This window comes from Georhizobium profundi, from assembly GCF_003952725.1.
In the GTDB taxonomy this organism is placed as follows: Bacteria; Pseudomonadota; Alphaproteobacteria; order Rhizobiales; family Rhizobiaceae; genus Georhizobium; species Georhizobium profundi.
The window spans coordinates 2993191-3014490 of the sequence record NZ_CP032509.1 but is presented as its reverse complement, the minus strand read 5'-3'; the positions used below and the strand labels follow the sequence as shown (position 1 = coordinate 3014490).

Annotated in this window: 21 protein-coding genes and 2 tRNA genes; 22 read left to right on the top strand and 1 reads right to left on the bottom strand. The window is 61.7% G+C overall.

Annotated elements, in window-relative coordinates:
* The first annotated feature begins 246 nt into the window (after nucleotides 1-246).
* Nucleotides 247-420: a hypothetical protein gene (locus tag D5400_RS21205; RefSeq protein ID WP_164527901.1), complete on the top strand. Its 174-nt coding sequence runs from the start codon at nucleotides 247-249 to the stop codon at nucleotides 418-420.
* An 82-nt stretch (nucleotides 421-502) separates the two neighbouring features.
* Here D5400_RS21205 and D5400_RS14510 read toward each other — a convergent pair.
* Nucleotides 503-578 (bottom strand) — tRNA-Val (locus tag D5400_RS14510).
* 242 nt (nucleotides 579-820) lie between these two features.
* On the opposite strand from D5400_RS14510, the gene D5400_RS14505 reads away from it, so the two are divergent.
* The 21 genes from D5400_RS14505 (at nucleotide 821) to D5400_RS14405 (ending at nucleotide 20968) form a co-directional block, all read left to right on the top strand.
* Nucleotides 821-897, top strand: a tRNA-Asp gene (locus D5400_RS14505).
* 342 nt (nucleotides 898-1239) lie between these two features.
* Entirely contained in the window at nucleotides 1240-1605 is a 366-nt protein-coding gene (locus tag D5400_RS14500; RefSeq protein WP_126010663.1) for an NADH-quinone oxidoreductase subunit A, read from the top strand.
* Between the two features lie 38 nt (nucleotides 1606-1643).
* Nucleotides 1644-2198, top strand: coding sequence for a NuoB/complex I 20 kDa subunit family protein (locus D5400_RS14495; protein WP_164528007.1), 555 nt, complete (start codon nucleotides 1644-1646; stop codon nucleotides 2196-2198).
* 65 nt (nucleotides 2199-2263) lie between these two features.
* A complete protein-coding gene (locus D5400_RS14490) occupies nucleotides 2264-2875 on the top strand; it encodes an NADH-quinone oxidoreductase subunit C (protein WP_164528006.1) in 612 nt (203 codons plus the stop codon).
* 3 nt (nucleotides 2876-2878) lie between these two features.
* Nucleotides 2879-4069, top strand: coding sequence for an NADH-quinone oxidoreductase subunit D (locus D5400_RS14485; RefSeq protein WP_126010661.1), 1191 nt, complete (start codon nucleotides 2879-2881; stop codon nucleotides 4067-4069).
* The gene (locus tag D5400_RS14480; RefSeq protein ID WP_126010660.1) at nucleotides 4069-4338 is read left to right on the top strand and encodes a hypothetical protein; all 270 of its coding nucleotides are present in this window, start codon (nucleotides 4069-4071) and stop codon (nucleotides 4336-4338) included. Before D5400_RS14485 ends, D5400_RS14480 begins: the two co-directional genes overlap by 1 nt.
* A 15-nt stretch (nucleotides 4339-4353) precedes the next feature.
* The gene (locus tag D5400_RS14475; protein ID WP_126010659.1) at nucleotides 4354-5574 is read left to right on the top strand and encodes an NADH-quinone oxidoreductase subunit E; all 1221 of its coding nucleotides are present in this window, start codon (nucleotides 4354-4356) and stop codon (nucleotides 5572-5574) included.
* A 14-nt stretch (nucleotides 5575-5588) separates the two neighbouring features.
* Nucleotides 5589-6896, top strand: coding sequence for an NADH-quinone oxidoreductase subunit NuoF (gene nuoF / locus D5400_RS14470; RefSeq protein ID WP_126010658.1), 1308 nt, complete (start codon nucleotides 5589-5591; stop codon nucleotides 6894-6896).
* A gap of 78 nt (nucleotides 6897-6974) precedes the next feature.
* Complete coding sequence (locus D5400_RS21375; protein WP_205665467.1) at nucleotides 6975-7853, top strand: NADH-quinone oxidoreductase subunit E; 879 nt, start codon at nucleotides 6975-6977, stop codon at nucleotides 7851-7853.
* An 89-nt stretch (nucleotides 7854-7942) separates the two neighbouring features.
* Entirely contained in the window at nucleotides 7943-10021 is a 2079-nt protein-coding gene (nuoG, locus tag D5400_RS14460; RefSeq protein WP_126010657.1) for an NADH-quinone oxidoreductase subunit NuoG, read from the top strand.
* An 18-nt stretch (nucleotides 10022-10039) separates the two neighbouring features.
* A complete protein-coding gene (nuoH, locus tag D5400_RS14455) occupies nucleotides 10040-11086 on the top strand; it encodes an NADH-quinone oxidoreductase subunit NuoH (RefSeq protein WP_126013319.1) in 1047 nt (348 codons plus the stop codon).
* Between the two features lie 24 nt (nucleotides 11087-11110).
* Entirely contained in the window at nucleotides 11111-11599 is a 489-nt protein-coding gene (nuoI, locus tag D5400_RS14450; protein ID WP_126010656.1) for an NADH-quinone oxidoreductase subunit NuoI, read from the top strand.
* 137 nt (nucleotides 11600-11736) lie between these two features.
* Nucleotides 11737-12351 (top strand): NADH-quinone oxidoreductase subunit J, encoded by a 615-nt coding sequence (locus D5400_RS14445; protein WP_126010655.1) that lies wholly within the window; start codon nucleotides 11737-11739, stop codon nucleotides 12349-12351.
* A gap of 48 nt (nucleotides 12352-12399) precedes the next feature.
* Nucleotides 12400-12708 carry an NADH-quinone oxidoreductase subunit NuoK gene (gene nuoK, locus D5400_RS14440; protein WP_126010654.1) on the top strand — a complete coding sequence of 103 codons (309 nt, stop codon included), beginning with the start codon at nucleotides 12400-12402 and terminating at the stop codon, nucleotides 12706-12708.
* A gap of 8 nt (nucleotides 12709-12716) precedes the next feature.
* On the top strand, nucleotides 12717-14705 hold the full coding sequence (nuoL, locus tag D5400_RS14435; protein WP_126010653.1) for an NADH-quinone oxidoreductase subunit L: 1989 nt from the start codon (nucleotides 12717-12719) through the stop codon (nucleotides 14703-14705).
* Nucleotides 14705-16210, top strand: a complete 1506-nt coding sequence (locus tag D5400_RS14430; RefSeq protein WP_126010652.1) for an NADH-quinone oxidoreductase subunit M — start codon at nucleotides 14705-14707, stop codon at nucleotides 16208-16210. Before nuoL ends, D5400_RS14430 begins: the two co-directional genes overlap by 1 nt.
* A gap of 16 nt (nucleotides 16211-16226) precedes the next feature.
* On the top strand, nucleotides 16227-17669 hold the full coding sequence (nuoN, locus tag D5400_RS14425; protein WP_126010651.1) for an NADH-quinone oxidoreductase subunit NuoN: 1443 nt from the start codon (nucleotides 16227-16229) through the stop codon (nucleotides 17667-17669).
* A gap of 8 nt (nucleotides 17670-17677) precedes the next feature.
* On the top strand, nucleotides 17678-18511 hold the full coding sequence (locus tag D5400_RS14420; protein ID WP_126010650.1) for a biotin--[acetyl-CoA-carboxylase] ligase: 834 nt from the start codon (nucleotides 17678-17680) through the stop codon (nucleotides 18509-18511).
* Between the two features lie 68 nt (nucleotides 18512-18579).
* The gene (locus tag D5400_RS14415; RefSeq protein ID WP_126010649.1) at nucleotides 18580-20247 is read left to right on the top strand and encodes a ribonuclease J; all 1668 of its coding nucleotides are present in this window, start codon (nucleotides 18580-18582) and stop codon (nucleotides 20245-20247) included.
* Between the two features lie 13 nt (nucleotides 20248-20260).
* Nucleotides 20261-20671: a methylmalonyl-CoA epimerase gene (mce, locus tag D5400_RS14410; RefSeq protein WP_126010648.1), complete on the top strand. Its 411-nt coding sequence runs from the start codon at nucleotides 20261-20263 to the stop codon at nucleotides 20669-20671.
* Nucleotides 20672-20698: 27 nt separating this feature from the next.
* Entirely contained in the window at nucleotides 20699-20968 is a 270-nt protein-coding gene (locus D5400_RS14405; protein WP_126010647.1) for a DUF1467 family protein, read from the top strand.
* Nucleotides 20969-21300 lie beyond the last annotated feature (332 nt).

Sequence of the window (21300 nt, the reverse complement as noted above, 5' to 3'; positions counted from 1 at the left end):
TGTCGAACCACGAGGGCGTGGCAGGATGTCGGGCATATCGTTCTGCGGCAACCCCGGCCGCAGATGGAGGCCCGCCTGAGCTTTTTAGTCACGGCGAGACCAAGCGACTCACCATTTCATCCGCATCGGCCGCCAGACGACCGCTTCGCGAATGCGTTCGTTGTCGCGTTCCACCACATATGTCTTCAGCCGGCGCGACCCGCATTGCTTGCACCGAAATGGCACGTTCTGGATCGACCGACTCGGATGAACGAACTGGGTCAGATCCAGCGAGAAAAACAGCGCCTTCCGGTCACAGGGAAGGCACTCGGCCTGAATATAAAGGCCGTGGCGCGCGGCATCTTCAAGCGTTCGGATCGGGCGAGGCATCGCCGAGAATTGGAACAAATAAAGAACATCGTCAATGGCCGAAAAAGCTGATCGGCAATTGGCCACACGCGTACGAGCAGAAGTTATAGCGGCCAACAGATGACCGGCAATGCAGAAAAAAGAGAGGGGGGAATGGTGGGCGATGACAGGCTCGAACTGCCGACATCCTCGGTGTAAACGAGGCGCTCTACCAACTGAGCTAATCGCCCCCGGCCGGTAACGGTGACCGGCGGTACGGGCGTCCATCTAGGCGTTTTGGATGGGCAGTGCAAGAGAAAAACGCGCCGATTGTGCAGAGCCATGGCGAGAGATGGCTGGCGGAAAATTGGCGTCGTGCAATTGTCGTATTTCGTCCATCCCGCGCTTGACAGCCCCGAAGCAAGGTCCTATTCAGCCGCCACGAACGAAGCGCGGCCCACACAAAACGCGGTCACTGCTTCGCTTCATGGATGCGGGTGTAGCTCAGTTGGTTAGAGTGCCGGCCTGTCACGCCGGAGGTCGCGGGTTCGAGCCCCGTCACTCGCGCCACTTTCCTCTGATACTTCAGAATGTTGGAAAGTGGCGCTCACGCCTCGTGTGAGTACGCATCTCGCTCTTCTTTTCATCGCTGCTCGTGGTTGGGCGTCACGCCGGATTGCGCGCTTTGCGGTACCATTTGCGCATGGTTGACGACGACGTCTCGTGGAGCGGGCCACTCGCCCGTCATCAAGACGACATCGAGGGTTGAATTGGCGGCGTTCGCCCTTGCTTCGCGTGTCCCCGTGCGATAGTCAGACACCGCATTGCAACATGACCTGCTTCCGAACGATTGGGCATCTTGGCCGTCTCGCGCGACCTTTGAGGATGCCTCGGAAGCAAGAGGCAGCCATCATGAACGAACTTCTCGGTTCCTACGTCCCCATCGCCATCTTCCTGGGGCTTTCGCTTTTCATCGGATGTGCGCTGCTCCTGGCGCCATTCCTCGTCGCCTATCGCGCGCCGGACCAGGAAAAGCTGTCGGCTTACGAATGCGGCTTCAACGCGTTCGACGACGCCCGCATGAAGTTCGATATCCGATTCTATCTCGTGGCGATTCTCTTCATTATCTTCGACCTCGAAGTGGCCTTCCTTTTCCCTTGGGCGGTGTCCTTCAATGACATCGGCTGGATCGGCTTCTGGTCAATGATGAGCTTCCTTGCCGTGCTGACCGTCGGCTTTATCTATGAATGGAAGAAGGGAGCGCTCGAATGGCAGTAGCGTACCCGCAGCGCCCGGCGGCACAGGGCGGCGCCACCATGGTAGCTCCTGCTTCATCAGGTATCATCGACCCGAATACCGGCAAGCCGATCGGCCATGACGACGCGTTTTTTGGTGAGATCAACAACGAGCTGGCCGATCGCGGTTTTCTCGTCACCTCGACAGATGAACTGATCAAGTGGGCACGCACGGGCTCGCTCATGTGGATGACGTTCGGCCTTGCCTGCTGCGCGGTCGAGATGATGCAGATGTCGATGCCGCGCTATGACGCCGAGCGTTTCGGCTTTGCGCCGCGCGCAAGTCCGCGCCAGTCCGACGTCATGATCGTTGCCGGTACGCTGACCAACAAGATGGCGCCGGCGCTCCGCAAGGTCTACGACCAGATGCCGGAGCCGCGCTACGTGATTTCCATGGGCTCCTGTGCCAATGGCGGCGGCTACTACCATTATTCCTACTCGGTGGTGCGCGGCTGCGACCGCGTCGTGCCTGTCGACATCTATGTCCCGGGTTGCCCGCCGACCGCCGAAGCCCTGCTTTACGGCGTCATGCTGCTGCAGAAGAAAATCCGGCGCACGGGTACCATCGAGCGCTGACGCGTGCCGCGGCGTCCGGCGCTGGGCTGGGCGGCCGCTTCCCTTTGTGGAGAAAACGGTTGGATATTGCTGTTACGAGCGCCGGGCTGAAAGAGCTTGCGGCCTACATTCGTGAAGAGCGTGGGGCTCTCGTCACCGATGCGAAAATCGCGTTCGGCGAGCTGACACTGCACGTGCAGCCATCCGGATTGATCGAGCTGGCGACGTTCCTGCGCGACGATCCGCAGTGCCAGTTCGTGAATTTCATCGACATCTGCGGCGTCGACTGGCCGGGCAGGGCCGAGCGTTTCGACGTGGTCTATCATCTCCTGTCCCCGCGCCAGAACCTGCGCATTCGTCTGAAGCTCATGACGGGCGAGGACGTGCCGGTGCCGTCGCTTTGCGGCGTCTATCCCGGTGCAGACTGGTTCGAGCGCGAGGCCTACGATCTTTACGGCATCCTGTTCACCGGCCATCCTGACCTGCGCCGCATCCTCACCGACTACGGTTTCGAGGGCCATCCGCTGCGCAAGGATTTTCCGCTGACGGGCTTCGTCGAGGTTCGCTACGACGACGAGGTCAAGCGCGTCGTCTACGATCCGGTGGAACTGCGCCAGGAATATCGCGACTTCGACTTCCTCTCGCCATGGGAAGGCACCGACTACGTGCTGCCCGGCGACGAAAAGAAGAGCCAGTAGGTCATGACCGAACACAACGTCCGCAACTTCAATATCAATTTCGGCCCGCAGCATCCGGCCGCGCACGGCGTTTTGCGCCTCGTGCTGGAGCTTGACGGTGAAATCGTCGAGCGCGTCGATCCGCATATCGGGCTCCTGCATCGCGGCACTGAAAAGCTGATCGAGCACAAGACCTACACGCAGGCGATCCCGTATTTCGACCGCCTCGACTATGTCGCGCCGATGAACCAGGAGCATGCTTTCGCGCTTGCCGTCGAACGTCTCGCAGGCGTCGAGGTGCCGATCCGCGGCCAGCTGATCCGCGTGCTCTATTCCGAGATCGGCCGCATCCTCTCGCACCTTCTGAACGTGACCACGCAGGCCATGGACGTCGGTGCGCTGACGCCGCCGCTCTGGGGCTTCGAAGAGCGCGAAAAGCTGATGGTGTTCTACGAGCGGGCGTCCGGCTCGCGCATGCACGCTGCCTATGTGCGGCCGGGCGGCGTCCACCAGGACCTGCCGGAACAGCTCGTCGAGGATATCGGCAAATGGTGCGATCCATTCCTCAAGACGGTCGACGACATCGACGAGCTTCTGACGGAAAACCGCATCTTCAAGCAGCGTAACGCCGATATCGGCGTCGTGACGCTCGACGAATGCTGGGCCTGGGGTTTCTCGGGCGTGATGGTGAGAGGCTCGGGCGCCGCCTGGGACCTGCGCCGCTCGCAGCCCTATGAGTGCTATTCGGATTTCGAGTTCGACATCCCGATCGGCAAGAACGGCGACTGCTACGATCGCTATCTCATCCGCATGGAAGAGATGCGCCAGTCGGCCCGCATCATGAAGCAATGCGTCGAGCGCCTGCTCGGCAAGGACAAGATCGGCCCGGTCTCTTCGCGTGACGGCAAGATCGTTGCGCCGAAGCGGGGCGAGATGAAGCGGTCGATGGAAGCGCTCATTCACCACTTCAAGCTCTACACCGAGGGCTATCGCGTGCCGGAAGGCGAGGTCTACGCCGCCGTTGAAGCGCCCAAGGGCGAATTCGGCGTCTATCTCGTGTCCGACGGCACGAACCGCCCCTATCGCTGCAAGATCCGCGCACCTGGCTATGCGCATCTTCAGGCGATGGACTTTATCTGCCGTGGTCACCAGTTGGCCGACGTGTCGGCGATCCTCGGCTCGCTCGATATCGTGTTCGGCGAGGTTGATCGCTGATGCGGAGGCTGGTCGCGCTCATAGTGCTAGGTCTGGCGGCGTCGCCGGCCGCGGCGCAGACAGCCAATCCATCGAGCTCGCTCGGCGGTCCTTCGGGTGCGGTATCGTCCGGTTCCCGCTCCATGGGCGCTCTGGTTGCCGAAGGCTACGAGATCAAGGCGTCATCGCCGACCGGAAACAGATTCGTCGTCTTCCTGCAGAAGGAAGGCTCCGCCTATGCCTGCGAATTCGTGACGCTGTCGAATTCGCGCTGTGGCGAAATCGACTAGAGAGGCAATTGCGAAATGTCCGTGCGTCGTCTTGCTGAAGACCATGTTCAACCCCCGGCCTTCGCCTTCAATGCGGAAAATGCCGACTGGGCTCAGGCGACCATTCGCAAATATCCTGAAGGGCGCCAGCAGTCGGCCATCATCCCGCTTCTGATGCGGGCGCAGGAGCAGGAAGGCTGGGTCACCAAGGCCGCGATCGAAGGCATCGCCGACATGCTGTCGATGCCGTATATCCGCGCGCTCGAAGTGGCGACCTTCTACACCCAGTTCCAGCTGAAGCCGGTCGGCACGCGCGCCCATGTGCAGGTCTGCGGAACGACGCCGTGCATGCTGCGCGGCTCGGAAGACCTGATGCGCGTCTGCCGCGAGAAGATTCATGCGCAGCCGTTCCACACCAATGCAACGGGCACGCTCTCCTGGGAAGAAGTCGAATGCCAGGGTGCGTGCGTTAACGCACCGATGGTGATGATCTTCAAGGACGCCTACGAGGACCTGACGCCCGAGCAACTGGCCGACATCATCGACAGGTTCGATGCGGGCGAGGGCGCTTCGGTGACGCCGGGTCCGCAGAACGGCCGGCACCTGTCCGCGCCGCTCGGTGGGGCGACAACCCTGCTCGATGAGGAAGCGATGCAGCGTGTCGCCGATCGCGACGTGGCCGAGCGCGCCGTCAAGCCGTCCGCGCCCGAAGGCGCTGCCGGTGGCGAAGAAGCCGTCGAGAAGGGTCGGCCGGCGCAGAAGGGCGTGCCGCTCGAAGCTGATCCGACGGTCGCAAGCCCGCAGGACGCCAAAGGCCCCGGCGGCCCCTCGAAGACCAAGGACGAGGCAGGCGGCGAGCCTGCCGATCCGAAGCAGGCCGAAGGCGACACAGCCCCGGCAGCAAGCGGCCGCACCGGCGGTGATCGCACCGAGGCGCCGGCTGCCACCACAGCGTCGACGCAGTCAGCTCCAGTCGATGAAGCCAACAAGCCGGCGCCTGTCGAGAAGCCGGCACAGCCGGACGATCTCAAGCTCATCTCTGGTATCGGCCCGAGGATCGAAGCGAAGCTGAACGATCTGGGGATCTGGACCTATGAGCGCGTTGCGAGCCTGACGGCCGCCGAGCGCGCCTGGGTCGACGATCACCTGAAATTTTCCGGCCGCATCGAGCGCGACGACTGGGTCCGCCAGGCCGAGGCGCTCGCCAAGGGTGGCGAGGCGGAATACATCCGCGTCTTTGGCAAGAAGCCGCGATAAGGAAGGTCTGAACGATGCTGAAAGACGAAGATCGCATCTTCACCAATATCTACGGCCTCAAGGACAAGTCGCTGAAAGCGGCGATGAATCGCGGCCATTGGGATGGCACCGATATCCTCATCGCCAATGGCCGTGACTGGGTCATTTCCGAGATGAAGGCGTCGGGCCTCCGTGGACGCGGCGGTGCCGGCTTCCCGACGGGATTGAAATGGTCCTTCATGCCGAAGGAAAGCGACGGCCGCCCGCACTACTTGGTCGTCAACGCCGACGAATCCGAGCCCGGCACCTGCAAGGACCGGGACATCATGCGCAACGATCCGCATACGCTGATCGAAGGCTGCGTGATTGCCGGTTTCGCCATGGGCGCCCATGTCGGCTACATCTATCTGCGCGGTGAATACATGCGCGAACGCGAAGCCCTGCAGGCCGCGATCGACGAATGCTACGACGCCGGCCTGCTCGGCACCGGCAACAAGTGCGGATGGGATTTCGATCTCTACCTCCACCACGGCGCCGGCGCCTATATTTGCGGTGAAGAGACGGCGCTTCTCGAAAGCCTCGAAGGCAAGAAGGGCCAGCCGCGCCTGAAGCCGCCATTCCCGGCGAATGTTGGCCTCTACGGCTGCCCGACGACCGTCAACAACGTCGAGTCGATCGCCGTTGCACCCACCATCCTGCGTCGCGGTGGTGCTTGGTTCGCCGGCATCGGCCGGCCGAACAACACGGGCACCAAGCTTTTTTGCGTATCCGGCCACGTCAACACGCCGTGCACCGTCGAAGAAGCCATGTCGATCCCATTTCGCGAACTGATCGACAAGCATTGCGGCGGCATTCGCGGTGGCTGGGAAAATCTGCTGGCGGTCATCCCCGGTGGCTCGTCCGTACCCGTGGTCCCGGCCGACCAGATCATCGATTGTCCGATGGATTTCGATTCGCTGCGCGATCTGAAGTCCGGTCTCGGTACGGCAGCGGTCATCGTGATGGACAAGTCGACCGACATCATCAAGGCGATCGCGCGTCTCTCGGCCTTCTACAAGCATGAGAGCTGCGGCCAGTGCACGCCCTGCCGTGAAGGCACGGGCTGGATGTGGCGCGTGATGGAACGCATGGTCGAAGGCCGCGCCCAGAAGCGCGAAATCGACATGCTCTTCGATGTGACGAAGCAAGTCGAAGGCCATACGATCTGCGCGCTCGGCGATGCTGCGGCATGGCCGATCCAGGGCCTGATCCGCCATTTCCGTCCGGAGATGGAAAAGCGCATCGAGGCATACACCTACCGGGCCGATTCGACCCGGAACACGACACTGCAAGCGGCCGAATAAGCCGCAGTTCAAAGACTGATCTAGAGGAAACGTCGAGACGGGAACGATGACTTCATGACGACTGCAAGGAGCACTCCTATGTCGCAAGCAGCATTTCCCTTTGGCATGACCCCGGAAACGATGATGCAACCGGTCGCCGATATGCAGAAGATGATGAGCGAGATGGCGTCGGCCATGCCGGCATCGCGCATGATGTCGCCACTGATGGCCCATCCGACGGCTGCCGCAGTTGCGGCAAGTGCCATCGGCATGGGTGCCGCCAGCCAGATGATGGGCATCTTCTTCGGCTCGATGCAGGGCGCGATGGAAGCATCCCGCCGGTTCGGTCTTCCCGTCGCGCCGGTGGCGTTCGATGCGAAAACAGCGTTCAAGGCCGCTGATGTCGAAGGCATGGCCAATGCTGGTGCGAAAGTCGTCGATGACGCCGTGAAGCATACTGAAAAGGCCTCGAAGGCTGTAGAAGAGACGGTGGCCGAAAGCGTCAAGACGGCAACGAAGACCGCTGAAGCTGCGACCAAAGTTGCGCGCAAGGCGGAGCAGTCCGTGAAAGACGCCGCTGCCTCGAGCACGGCTGCTGTCGAGAAGGCCGTGAAATCGGCTTCGGCCGCTTCTGTGCGGTCGGCCGAGCCCGTTGCGGCCAAATCGATGCAGAAGGCGGCAAACGCGACCGTCGAAGCCGTCGCCAAGGTCCAGACGGACGCCGTGAAGGCTGCGGAGGCGATGATGGTCGCACCGGCCTCCATGGCCAAGCCCGCAAACCCGGACGATCTGAAGACGATTTCCGGGATCGGCCCGAAGGTGGAAGAAGTGCTGAACAAGCTCGGCGTCTGGTCGTTCGCCCAGATCGCAGCATGGAGCGACAAGGAAATCGCCTGGGTCGAGGATCATCTTCAGTTGAAAGGCCGCATCGGCCGGGATGATTGGATCGGCCAAGCGGCGGGATTTGCCAAGAAATAGGTTGCACTGGCAGCCCGTCCGATGCGAAAGCCGGGCCGGCCGCCGATGCGGTTCAAAGACACGCGGCATCGGCCGCATGAGGACTGAGAATGGCCAGGTTGAAAATCGACGGAAGAGAGATCGAGGTTCCGGATCACTACACGCTGTTGCAGGCGTGTGAGGAAGCCGGCGCCGAGGTTCCGCGATTCTGCTTCCATGAGCGACTTTCGATCGCCGGCAACTGCCGCATGTGCCTGGTCGAAGTGAAGGGCGGCCCGCCGAAACCGGCGGCCTCTTGCGCCATGGGCGTGCGCGACATGCGTCCCGGCCCGAACGGCGAATTGCCGGAAGTCTTCACCACCACGCCGATGGTGAAGAAGGCGCGCGAAGGGGTGATGGAGTTCCTCCTCATCAACCACCCGCTCGATTGCCCGATCTGCGACCAGGGTGGCGAATGCGACCTGCAAGACCAGGCCATGGCCTTCGGCATGGACAATTCGCGGTTTTACGAAAACAAGCGCGCCGTCGAAGACAAATATATCGGCCCGCTCGTCAAGACGATCATGAACCGCTGCATTCACTGCACGCGCTGCGTTCGATTCACGACCGAAGTCGCCGGCATTTCCGAGCTCGGCCTAGTCGGCCGCGGCGAGGATGCCGAGATCACCACCTATCTCGAACATGCGATGACGTCGGAGCTTCAGGGCAACGTGATCGACCTTTGCCCGGTCGGCGCGCTGACCTCCAAGCCCTACGCCTTCCAGGCGCGTCCGTGGGAGCTCGGCAAGACCGAGTCGATTGATGTCATGGATGCCTGCGGTTCCGCGATCCGTGTCGATACGCGCGGCCGCGAAGTCATGCGCATCATGCCGCGCATCAACGAGGCGATCAATGAGGAGTGGATCTCCGACAAGACCCGCTTTATCTGGGATGGCCTGCGTACGCAGCGCCTCGATCGTCCTTATGTGAAGCGCGACGGTCGTCTGCAGCCGGCAAGCTGGGGCGAAGCCTTTGCAGCCATCAAGGCGCAGGTGTCCGCCACCTCGGCAGATCGGATCGGCGCGATTGCCGGCGATCTCGCAGCTGTCGAGGAAATCTACGCGCTGAAGCTTCTCATGGAGAAGCTCGGCTCGACCAATATCGACTGTCGGCAGGACGGTGCAGCGCTCGATCCGTCGCTCGGCCGCGCCTCCTACATCTTCAATCCGACGATCGAAGGCATCGAGGATGCCGATGCGCTGCTGATCATCGGCGCCAATCCGCGCTTCGAGGCTTCGGTCCTGAATGCGCGCATTCGCAAGCGCTGGCGGATGGAAAACTTCCCCGTTGGCGTGATCGGCGAAGAGGCTGACCTTCGCTACGAATATACCTATCTTGGCGCCGGCACCGATACGCTGGCTGGCCTCGTCGATGGCTCGGGTGACTTCTTCAAGGTTCTGCAGGACGCCGAGCGGCCGATGATCATCGTCGGGCAGGGCGCTCTGGCCCGCACCGATGGCGCAGCGGTGCTCGACAGCGTGCTCGCCCTCGCCGATGCGGTCGGCGTCGTCAGTGAAGACTGGAACGGTTTCGGCGTGCTCCACACGGCCGCAGCCCGCGTCGGCGCTCTCGACCTCGGCTTCGTACCGGGACAGGGCGGCAAAAATGCCGCGGAGATGCTCGGCGACACCGACGTGCTCTTCCTTCTGGGTGCGGACGAACTGGATTTCGCGGCCCGCAAGGCCGGCTTCACCGTCTATATCGGCACCCATGGCGACAATGGCGCCCATCAGGCAGACGTCATATTGCCGGGCTCGGCCTATACCGAGAAGTCCGGCACCTATGTGAACACGGAAGGCCGCGTGCAGATGGCATCGCGCGCCGGTTTCGCGCCTGGCGACGCCAAGGAAGACTGGGCAATCCTGCGTGCTCTGTCGGACGTGCTCGGCCACAAGCTGCCATTCGATTCGCTGCCGCAGCTGCGCGCGCATCTCTACGCCGCCCACCCGCATTTCGCAGCGATCGACGAGATCGCGGTTGGCGACGTGTCCGGCATTCGCGGCCGCAAGGCTGGCAGCAATTTCGACAAGACCCCGTTCCGCTCGCCGGTGACGGATTTCTACCTGACCAACCCGATTGCCCGCGCTTCAGCGGTCATGGCCGAATGCTCGGCGCTTGCGCGCGGCGATGTCAAAGTCGCAGCTGAATAGCCGCCGAGGGGGACGATGATGGACGGATTTTTCGCAACTTACGCCTGGCCGGCCTTGATTATTCTCGGTCAGTCGCTCCTGCTTCTGGTCGCGCTCTTGGTGTTCATCGCCTATGTGCTCTACGCCGACCGCAAGATCTGGGCGGCCGTGCAGATGCGCCGCGGCCCGAACGTCGTCGGTCCCTGGGGGCTGCTGCAGTCTTTCGCCGACCTTCTGAAATTCGTCCTCAAGGAGCCGGTCATCCCGTCCGGCGCCAACAAGGGCATCTTCCTTCTGGCACCGCTCGTCTCCGTGACGCTGGCGCTTGCCGCCTGGGCCGTCATCCCGATCAACGAGAACTGGGCGATCGCCTCGATCAATGTCGGCATCCTCTATGTCTTCGCCATCTCCTCGCTCGAGGTGTACGGCGTGATCATGGGCGGCTGGGCATCGAACTCGAAATACCCGTTCCTCGGTGCGCTGCGCTCGGCTGCGCAGATGGTCTCCTACGAAGTCTCCATCGGCTTCGTCATCGTCACCGTTCTTCTCTGCGTCGGGTCGCTCAGCTTGACGGACATCGTCCTGTCGCAGCGTGACGGTCTCGGTACGATGGTCGGTTTGCCAAATTCCTTCCTGGATTGGCACTGGCTCGCTCTGTTCCCGATGTTCATCATCTTCTTCATCTCGGCGCTTGCCGAGACGAATCGGCCGCCTTTCGACCTGCCTGAAGCCGAATCGGAACTCGTTGCCGGCTTCATGGTGGAATATGGCTCTACGCCGTACATGATGTTCATGCTCGGCGAATATGCCGCCATCGTCCTCATGTGCGCGCTGACGACAATCCTGTTCCTGGGTGGCTGGCTTCCCCCGGTCGATTTCTGGCTCATCAATTGGGTGCCGGGCGTTGTCTGGTTCGTCCTCAAGATGTGCATGGTCTTCTTCATGTTCGCCATGGTGAAGGCCTTCGTGCCCCGTTACCGCTACGATCAGCTGATGCGTCTTGGCTGGAAGGTTTTCCTGCCGATCTCGCTCGCAATGGTCGTCATCACCGCATTCGTTCTCAAACTGACCGGCTGGTCCGCCTGATCGGCCGGGAGAGGTTGAAAAGCCATGGCTCTTGCTCAAGCCGCTAAATCGCTGTTCCTCAAGGAATTCGTCGGGGCGTTCTTCCTGTCGATGCGCTACTTCTTCGCGCCCAAGGCAACGGTGAACTACCCGTTCGAAAAAGGCCCCGTCAGCCCGCGCTTCCGTGGCGAGCACGCCCTACGCCGCTATCCGAACGGCGAGGAACGCTGCATTGCCTGCAAGCTCTGCGAAGCGATCTGCCCGGCACAGGCGATCACCATCGAGGCCGGCCCACGCCGCAACGACGGCACCCGCCGCACGGTGCGCTACGACATCGATATGGTGAAGTGCATCTATTGCGGCTTCTGCCAGGAAGCCTGCCCGGTAGACGCCATCGTCGAAGGGCCCAATTTCGAGTTCGCGACCGAGACGCGTGAAGAGCTCTATTACGACAAGGATCGCCTGCTCGAGAACGGCGATCGCTGGGAGCGCGAAATCGCCCGCAACATAAAGATGGATTCGCCGTACCGGTGATGATCTAGACGGGGCGAAGGCCCTGATCTAAGAGAACCGCGCGAGGTTCTGCCTCTCGCACCTGCGAAAGACACTCTTGAGCGCCGCTTTCGAATTTTCGGGACTGCGCGGCATTCGGGAAGACAAAGGCACGCCAGATGGGTCTTCAGGCCGTATTCTTCTATCTCTTCGCCTTCGTCGCCGTGGCATCGGCGTTCATGGTGATTTCGGCCCGCAATCCGGTTCATTCGGTGCTGTTCCTGATTCTGACCTTCTTCAATTCGGCCGGTCTGTTCCTGCTGACGGGCGCCGAGTTCCTCGCGATGATTCTGCTCGTCGTCTATGTCGGCGCGGTCGCGGTGCTCTTCCTCTTCGTCGTCATGATGCTCGACGTCGACTTCACGCAGTTGCGCTCGGGTGTGCTGGAATATGCACCGATTGGCGCGCTGGTCGGCCTGATCCTGGCGGCAGAGCTCATCATCGTGCTTGGCGGGGCGACATTCGCCCCCGAGATCGCCGGTTCCGGCGCGATGGCGATCCCGCCATTGACCGAACGCCAGAACACGCAGGCGCTCGGCGACGTGCTCTACACGGACTTCATCTACTTCTTCCAGATCGCCGGCCTGATCCTTCTGGTCGCGATGATCGGTGCGATCGTTCTGACGCTGCGCCAGCGTGACAACGTCAAGCGCCAGGACATCGCAGCCCAGGTCGCCCGCGGCCCCGCCAACTCGATCGAGGTGGTGAAGGTCAAGCCGGGGCAGGGCGTCTGATTGCTTTATTATAGCCTTCCACGAGGGCTACGAGGGGTTTAGGGACTCATGGAAATCGGGATTTCCCATTATCTGACGGTCGGCGCGCTGCTCTTCACGATCGGCGTCTTCGGCATCTTCCTCAACAGGAAGAACGTCATCGTCATTCTCATGTCGGTCGAATTGATCCTGCTCGCCGTCAACCTGAACCTGGTCGCCTTCTCCGCCTTCCTGAACGACATCGTCGGCCAGGTCTTTGCGCTGTTCATCCTGACGGTCGCGGCGGCGGAAGCAGCCATCGGCCTCGCCATCCTCGTCACGTTCTACCGCAACCGCGGCTCCATCGCGGTTGAAGACATCAACACGATGAAGGGCTGACCTGCGTCATGTATCACGCGATCGTCTTCCTGCCGCTGATCGGCGCCATCATCGCCGGGCTATTTGGCCGCTCGCTGGGCGCCAAGGCCTGTGAGTACATCACGTCCGGCTTCCTGGTCTTTGCCGCGTTCCTGTCGTGGATTGCCTTCTTCTCTGTCGCTTATGGCGACACTGACGTCATCCGCGTTCCAGTGCTGCAGTGGATCCAGTCGGGCTCCATGTCCGTCGACTGGTCGTTCCGCATCGACACGCTGACGGCCGTCATGCTGGTCGTCGTCAACACCGTCTCGGCCTTGGTGCACATCTACTCGATCGGCTACATGCACCACGATCCGCATCGGCCGCGCTTCTTCGCGTATCTGTCGCTCTTCACCTTCGCCATGCTGATGCTGGTGACGTCGGACAATCTGCTGCAGATGTTCTTCGGTTGGGAAGGCGTCGGTCTCGCCTCCTACCTGCTTATTGGTTTCTGGTACAAGAAGCCGACGGCCACAGCTGCGGCCATGAAGGCCTTCATCGTCAACCGTGTCGGTGACTTCGGCTTCGCGCTCGGCATCTTCGGCATCTTCGTCCTGTTCGGCTCGATCAGCTTCGACACGATCTTTGCCGGTGCGGCCGACTTCATGCCGGTTGAGGGTGCAGACCCGGGTACGGAAGTCGTCTTGAACTTCCTCGGCTACAGCCTGACCCGTGCCGACGCGCTGACCGTCACCTGCCTGCTGCTCTTCATGGGCGCCATGGGAAAATCCGCCCAGTTCCTGCTGCACACCTGGCTGCCGGACGCCATGGAAGGCCCAACGCCGGTATCGGCGCTCATCCACGCCGCCACCATGGTCACCGCAGGCGTCTTTCTCGTCGCCCGCATGTCACCCGTCTTCGAACTCAGCATCGATGCGCGCACGGTCGTCGTCATCATTGGCGCGATCACGGCCTTCTTCGCCGCCACCGTCGGTCTGGTCCAGAACGACATCAAGCGCGTCATCGCCTATTCGACCTGCTCGCAACTCGGCTACATGTTCGTGGCGCTCGGCATCGGCGCCTATGGCGCGGCGATCTTCCACCTCTTCACGCACGCCTTCTTCAAGGCACTGCTGTTCCTCGGCGCCGGCTCGGTCATCCATGCCGTATCGGACGAGCAGGACATGCGCCGCATGGGCGGGCTGCGCAAATACATCCCGCGCACCTACTGGATGATGATCATCGGCACGGTCGCGCTGACAGGCGTCGGCATCCCGGGCCTCTATTTCGGCACCGCCGGCTTCTTCTCCAAGGATGCGATCATCGAAAGCGCCTTCGTCGCGGAGAATGCGGCTGCTGGCTTCGCTTTCACCATGCTGGTCATCGCCGCGCTCTTCACGAGCTTCTATTCCTGGCGCCTGATCTTCATGACCTTCCATGGCAAGCCACGTGCTTCGGCCGACGTCATGCACCATGTGCATGAATCGCCCGCGATCATGATGGTGCCGCTCTATATCCTCGCGGTTGGCGCTCTGCTGGCCGGCATCCTGTTCCACAAGCAATTCTTCGGCGATTACTACGAGGGCTTCTGGCAGGGCGCGCTGTTCACGCTGCCGACCAACCAGATCCTGGAGGAGTTCCACCACGTTCCGTTCTGGGTGAAGCTGAGCCCCTTCATGGCCATGCTCATCGGCCTCGTGACCGCCTGGTACATGTATATCCGCTCGCCGGAAACGCCGAAGGAACTCGCCGCCCAGCATCGCGGGCTCTACCAGTTCCTTTTGAACAAGTGGTACTTCGACGAACTCTATGACTTCCTGTTCGTGCGCTCGTCCAAGGCGCTCGGCCGGTTCCTCTGGAAGGAGGGCGACGGGCGCGTCATCGACGGCTTCGGGCCGAACGGCGTCGCCGCGCGCGTTCAGGACGTGACGGGCCGCGTGGTCCGCCTCCAGTCTGGTTACCTTTATCATTACGCATTCGTCATGCTGATCGGCGTCGCTGCGCTCGTCACCTGGATGATGCTCGGGAGTGCCTTCTGATGACCGATTGGCCGATCCTTTCCACGGTCACATTTCTTCCGCTGGTCGGTGCTCTGCTGATCCTGATGATCCGGGATGATTCCGAGATCGGCCGGCGCAATATCCGCAATGTGGCACTGCTGGCGACGAGCTTCACCTTCGTGCTGTCGCTCTTCATCTGGATCAACTTCGACAGCGCCGAGCCGAACTTCCAGATGGTGGAGCGGGTCGAGTGGCTGGGTAGCGGCATTGCCTATCATATGGGCGTCGACGGCATCTCGATGCTGTTCGTCATCCTGACGACGTTCCTGATGCCGATCTGCATTCTCGCCAGCTGGCGGGTCGAGAAGCGCGTCAAGGAATATATGATCGCGTTTCTCGTGCTCGAAACGTTCATGATCGGCGTCTTCTGCGCGCTCGATATCGTCCTTTTCTACATCTTCTTCGAAGCCGGCCTTATCCCGATGTTCATCATCATCGGTGTCTGGGGCGGCAAGCGGCGCGTCTACGCCTCGTTCAAGTTCTTCCTTTACACGCTGCTCGGCTCGCTGCTGATGCTGCTCGCCATCATGGCGATGTACTGGGACGCCGGCACGACGGACATTCCGCTGCTGCTAAACCATGACTTCTCGGCAGAGATGCAGTTCTGGCTTTGGATCGCGTTCTTTGCTTCCTTCGCCGTGAAGATGCCGATGTGGCCGGTCCACACCTGGCTGCCGGATGCCCACGTCGAAGCGCCGACCGCGGGTTCGGTCATTCTGGCGGCCATCCTGCTGAAACTCGGCGGCTATGGCTTCATCCGCTTCTCGCTCGCCATGTTCCCGCTGGCGTCCGCCGACTTCGCACCGCTCGTCTTTGCGCTCTCCGTCATCGCCATCATCTACACCTCGCTGGTGGCGCTGATGCAGGAAGACATCAAGAAGCTGATCGCCTACTCGTCCGTCGCCCATATGGGCTACGTCACGATGGGTATCTTCGCAGCCAACGCGCAAGGCCTTCAGGGCGCGATCTTCCAGATGCTGTCGCACGGCCTCGTATCCGGCGCGCTCTTTCTTTGCGTCGGCGTGATCTACGACCGGCTGCATACCCGCGAGATCGCGGCCTATGGCGGCCTCGTCAACAACATGCCGAAATACGCGCTGGTCTTCATGGTCTTCACCATGGCCAATGTCGGCCTGCCGGGCACGTCAGGCTTCGTCGGCGAGTTTCTGACCCTGATCGGCATCTTCCGCGTCAACACGTGGGTCGCTCTCCTGGCCACGACCGGCGTCGTGCTTTCGGCCGCCTACGCACTCTGGCTCTATCGCCGCATCATTTTCGGTGCGCTGGAGAAGGAGAGCCTGAAGGCGATGCTGGACCTCAGCCGCCGCGAGAAGGTCATCCTTTATCCGCTCGTCGCGCTCGTCATCTTCTTCGGCGTCTATCCCATGCCGATCCTCGATGTGACGGCGGCTTCGGTCGAAAATCTCTTGAACAACTATACGGCCGCGATCCAGTCCGCGGGCGATGTCGCCCTCTCGAACTGATGCTCCGAGGACCAAAATGACCGCTGAACTGCTGCTGCAAAGCATCCAACTGTCGATGCCGGAAATCATTCTGGCCGTCGGCGCCATGGCGTTGCTCATGGTCGGCGTCTTCTCGGGCGAGCGCTCCACCAGCATGGTCACCGGCCTTGCAGTCGGCGTCCTGATCATTGCGGGCCTGTGGCTCCTCCTGGTCACCGGCTCGGGTAGCGCCTTCGGCGGCGCGTTCCTCGCGGATCCGTTCGCGAAGTTCATGAAGGTGCTGATCCTGATCGGCTCGATCACGGCGATGGTCATGTCCGTCGGCCAGGCGCGCGAAGAGCGGATCAACCGCTTCGAATTTCCGGTCCTGATCGTTCTCGCCACGCTCGGCATGATGCTGATGGTATCCGCCAACAGCATGATCGCGCTCTATCTCGCGCTGGAGCTTCAGTCGCTCGCTCTCTACGTCGTCGCCGCGATCAATCGCGACAGCGTCCGTTCGACGGAAGCCGGCCTCAAATATTTCGTCCTCGGTGCGCTGTCCTCGGGCATGCTGCTCTATGGCGCGTCGCTGATCTACGGCTTTACCGGCCATACTGGCTTCCAGGAGATCGCGGCAGTGCTTGCGGCCGACGAGCGCTCGCTCGGCCTCGTCTTCGGTCTCGTCTTCGTCCTGGCAGGCCTCGCCTTCAAGATTTCGGCCGTGCCGTTCCATATGTGGACGCCGGACGTCTATGAAGGTGCACCGACGGCGGTCACGGCATTCTTTGCCGCCGCTCCGAAGGTCGCTGCCATGGCCATGCTGACCCGCATCGTCATCGAAGCCTTCGAGCCGATCACGCCGGACTGGCAGCAGATCATCGTTTTCGTTTCGATCGCCTCGATGATCCTCGGCGCCTTTGCCGCGATAGGTCAGCGCAACATCAAGCGCCTGATGGCCTATTCGTCGATTGGCCACATGGGCTACGCGCTGGTCGGCCTCGCTGCCGGCACTCAGGCAGGCGTATCGGGCGTTGCCCTTTACATGCTGATCTACATGGTGATGACGCTTGGCACCTTCGCCTGCATCCTCGCGATGCGGAAGAAGGAAGAGGGCAATGTCGAAGAAATCGACGATCTTGCCGGGCTCGCCTCCACGCATCCCTTCATGGCGATGATGCTGACGATCCTCATGTTCTCGCTGGCCGGCATTCCGCCGCTCGCAGGTTTCTTCGCCAAGTATTTCGTCTTCGTCGCCGCCATCGAAGCCGAGCTCTATGCACTGGCCGTTATTGGCGTGCTCGCATCGTGCGTCGGCGCCTATTATTACCTCCGGATCATCAAGATCATGTGGTTCGATGAAGCGACGGAAAGCTTCGTGCCGGCTTCTGGCGAACTGAAGCTTGTGTACGGCATCGCTGGCATCTTCACGCTGGGTTATCTGTTCATCGGCGGCCCGATCGGTGCTGCTGCGCAGGCAGCCGCCGCGTCGTTCTTTTGAGCCTGGGCGTGGCGGCCAAGCAAGCGCACTTCGCTCTGGCTCCAACGGCCGCCCAGTCGGGCTACCGCGTCAAAAGCTTTGAGACCGTCGGGTCGACCAATGCCGAGGCTCTCGATGCAGCGCGTGCCGACGATACCGGCCGGTGCTGGTTCGTGTCGGATCATCAGCAAACCGGGCGAGGGCGCCGGGGTCGGCCATGGCAGACCGAGCGGGGAAACCTCGCGGCATCGCTTCTGATCGTGGATGATCTGGACCTGAAGGCAACGGCAACGCTCGGCTTCGTTGCGGGTCTGGCGCTGCACGATGCACTGAGCGCACTCATTCCGGACGCGGACCTCGCCGTGGCCCTCGACGGTGACGCGCGGCGGCGGTTCGAGCTGAAATGGCCGAACGACGTTCTGGCCGGCGGCGCGAAGCTATCCGGCATTCTTCTGGAATCGACCAAGCTGCCGAATGGCCGCCAGGCCACATCGATCGGTTGGGGCGTCAACGTCGTCACCCATCCGGGCGACACCGAATTCCCCGCCACGTCCCTGCGGGCACTGGGCAGCAGCGCGGATGCGGGCGACGTTTTCCTCGCGCTCACCGACGCTTGGGCCGAGAACCATGCCGTCTGGAACGGCGCTTCGGGACTGGATGCCATCAGGGCGCGCTGGCTCGAGCGCGCAAGCGGGCTTGGTGGGCAGGTCGCGGTCCGGATCGACGGACGGGTCGCGCGCGGTATATTCGAAACGATCGACAGCGATTGTCGCTTCGTCATTCGTGAAGATGACGGTCGCCTGACCCATATAACAGCCGGTGACGTGCATTTCGGCGCAGTCGCATCCGCGCGGGCAATCTGACCCCGCTTGAAGTTTGCGAAGCGTCGAGCGTGCCGGTCGCGCCAGAACAAGGACATTGAAGAAGGCACATGGCGAAACAGGACGAACTTGTATTTCTGCCGCTTGGCGGTGTCGGTGAGATCGGCATGAACCTGGGTCTTTACGGCTGGGGCCCTGCCGGCGCGCGCGAATGGCTGATGGTTGATTGCGGCGTGACCTTTCCAGGTCCCGACCTTCCGGGCGTCGACCTCGTCCTGCCGGATATCTCGTTCATCGAGGAAGAACGCGCCAATCTGCGTGGCATCGTCATCACGCACGCACATGAGGATCATTACGGCGCGCTGTCGGATCTCTGGCCTGGGCTGAACTGTGCAGTCTACGCCACACCGTTCACGGCCGGCATGCTCGAAGCGAAGCGGTCCTACGAGCGCGAGCGCAATCCCGTGCCGATCACCGTCTACAAGCCGGGAGACCGGTTCACGGTCGGCCCGTTCCAGGTCGAGGCCATTCCGGTCAACCACTCAATCCCCGAACCGGTGTCGCTGGCGATCACGACGCCTGCGGGCACCGTCATCCATACGGGCGACTGGAAGATCGACGAGGAGCCGACGCTGCTGCCGAAGACCGACGCTCATCGCTTCCAGCAACTGGGCGATGCCGGCGTGCTGGCGATGATCTGCGATTCCACGAATGCCATGCGCGAAGGCGTGTCGCCGTCGGAACGCGCCGTCAGCGACAGCTTACGCTCGATCATCGAGCGCGCCGAGGGCAGGGTGGCTATCACCACATTCGCCTCCAATGTCGGCCGCATTCGCTCGATCGCCGAAGCCGCGCGCGACGCCGGGCGCCAGTGCCTGCTGCTCGGCTCTTCCATGAAGCGCGTTGCCGATGTTGCAACCGAAATCGGCTTGATGGACGACATCCCGCCCTTCATCGCCGAGGACGAGTTCGGCTATATCCCGCGCGACAAGGTCGTCGTGATCCTGACCGGCAGTCAGGGCGAGCCACGCGCAGCACTCGCCAAGATCGCGCGCGATGAGATGCGCCATGTGGCGCTGACGGCCGGCGACACGGTTGTCTTCTCCTCCCGCACCATTCCGGGCAATGAGAAGGCGATTCTCGACATCATCAATGGTCTGGTCGATCAGGGCATCAAGATCATCACCGACGGCGCCGAACTTGTGCATGTGTCGGGCCACCCGCGCCGCTCGGAACTGCAGCAGATGTATTCATGGGTAAAGCCGCAGATCCTCGTGCCCGTGCATGGCGAGGCAGCCCATCTCTCCGCGCATGCGGAACTCGCCAAAGCATCGGGCATCAAGCAGGTGCCGCGGCTTCGCAACGGGATGATGTTGCGTCTCGCACCCGGGCCCGCCGAGATCATCGACGAAGCCCCGGTCGGCCGGATCTACAAGGATGGCCGACTGATTGGCGATCTGGAGGAGATGGCGATCGGCGAGCGCCGCAAGCTCTCCTTCGTCGGCCATGTCGTCGTCAACGTTCTTCTCGATGCGAAATACGAGCTCGATCGCGATCCCGAGATCATCACCCAGGGCGTCCCGGCCTTTGACGACGAAGGCGATGCCATCGCCGACCTTCTGGTCGATGCGGCGATTGGCGCGGTGGACTCCATCCCGCGCGCTCGGCGAAAAGACCTCGCGACGGTACGTGAGTCCGTGCGCCGGTCGGTGCGCGCCGAGGTCAACAACATCTGGGGCAAGAAGCCGGTGACCACCGTTCTCGTCACCCGGATTTAAGGGAGGAGACACCGTGCTGGGACGCTTGAACCACGTCGCGATCGCGGTGCCGAACATCGCCGCGGCAAGCGCGATCTATCGCGAGACGCTCGGTGCCGACGTGTCGGAGCCGCAGTCCTTGACGGACCACGGAGTGACGGTGGTCTTCGTCGATCTCGGCAACACCAAGGTCGAACTGCTTGAGCCGCTGGGTGAATCCTCGCCGATTGCGGCTTTTCTCGAGAAGAACCCGTCCGGCGGTATGCATCACATCTGCTATGAGGTCGAAGACATCTTCAAGGCGCGAGACCATCTGATCAAGGAGGGCGCGCGCGTCCTCGGTGATGGCAAGCCCAAGCTCGGCGCCCATGGCAAACCCGTCCTGTTTCTGCATCCAAAGGATTTCTGCGGGACGCTTGTCGAACTAGAACAGAGCGCGGCCTGAGCGCCGCCAAGCCAAGGCTTCCCTGCCATGTCCTTCTTTTCCGGATTTGCTGTCTATTTCATCATCTGGTGGGTCACGCTTTTTGCGGTTCTTCCGCTTGGCGTCCGCACGCAGGAAGAAGCGGGCGACATCACGCTGGGCACCACCGAAAGCGCGCCGTTCACCGCACAACTCGGGAAGAAGGCGCTGATCACCACTTTGGTATCCGGTGTGATTTTTGCGGTCTACTATGTGATCACGTCGGTTTACGGTCTATCCGTCGACAGCATCCCACGCATCGTTCCGGAATTCGGCTAGACGTCCGCGCCTGACGCCTCTGGTCGGAAAGCAAAAAAAAACAAGGCCAAAGCCTTGTTTTTTGAAGTCCCGCGTGATCGACCCGATTTCTCGGTGGCAGCGATTTAGCGCGCCGGCGACCTGATCCTCCCAAGACTTGACCGCGAATGGGCAGAAATTCATCGATCCCTGCCTCGTTTGTGGGCACAAGCTAGCGTAAGGGGATTTGAATGTCACCATCAATCTTCGAAAAACTGTCACATTTCGTCGCAGGGTTGTGATCGCTTCGTGAGCCAACGTCATTGCATTGGCTACCGATCCGGCGCGGCAGGGGGCCGGGTTCCATTCAATCC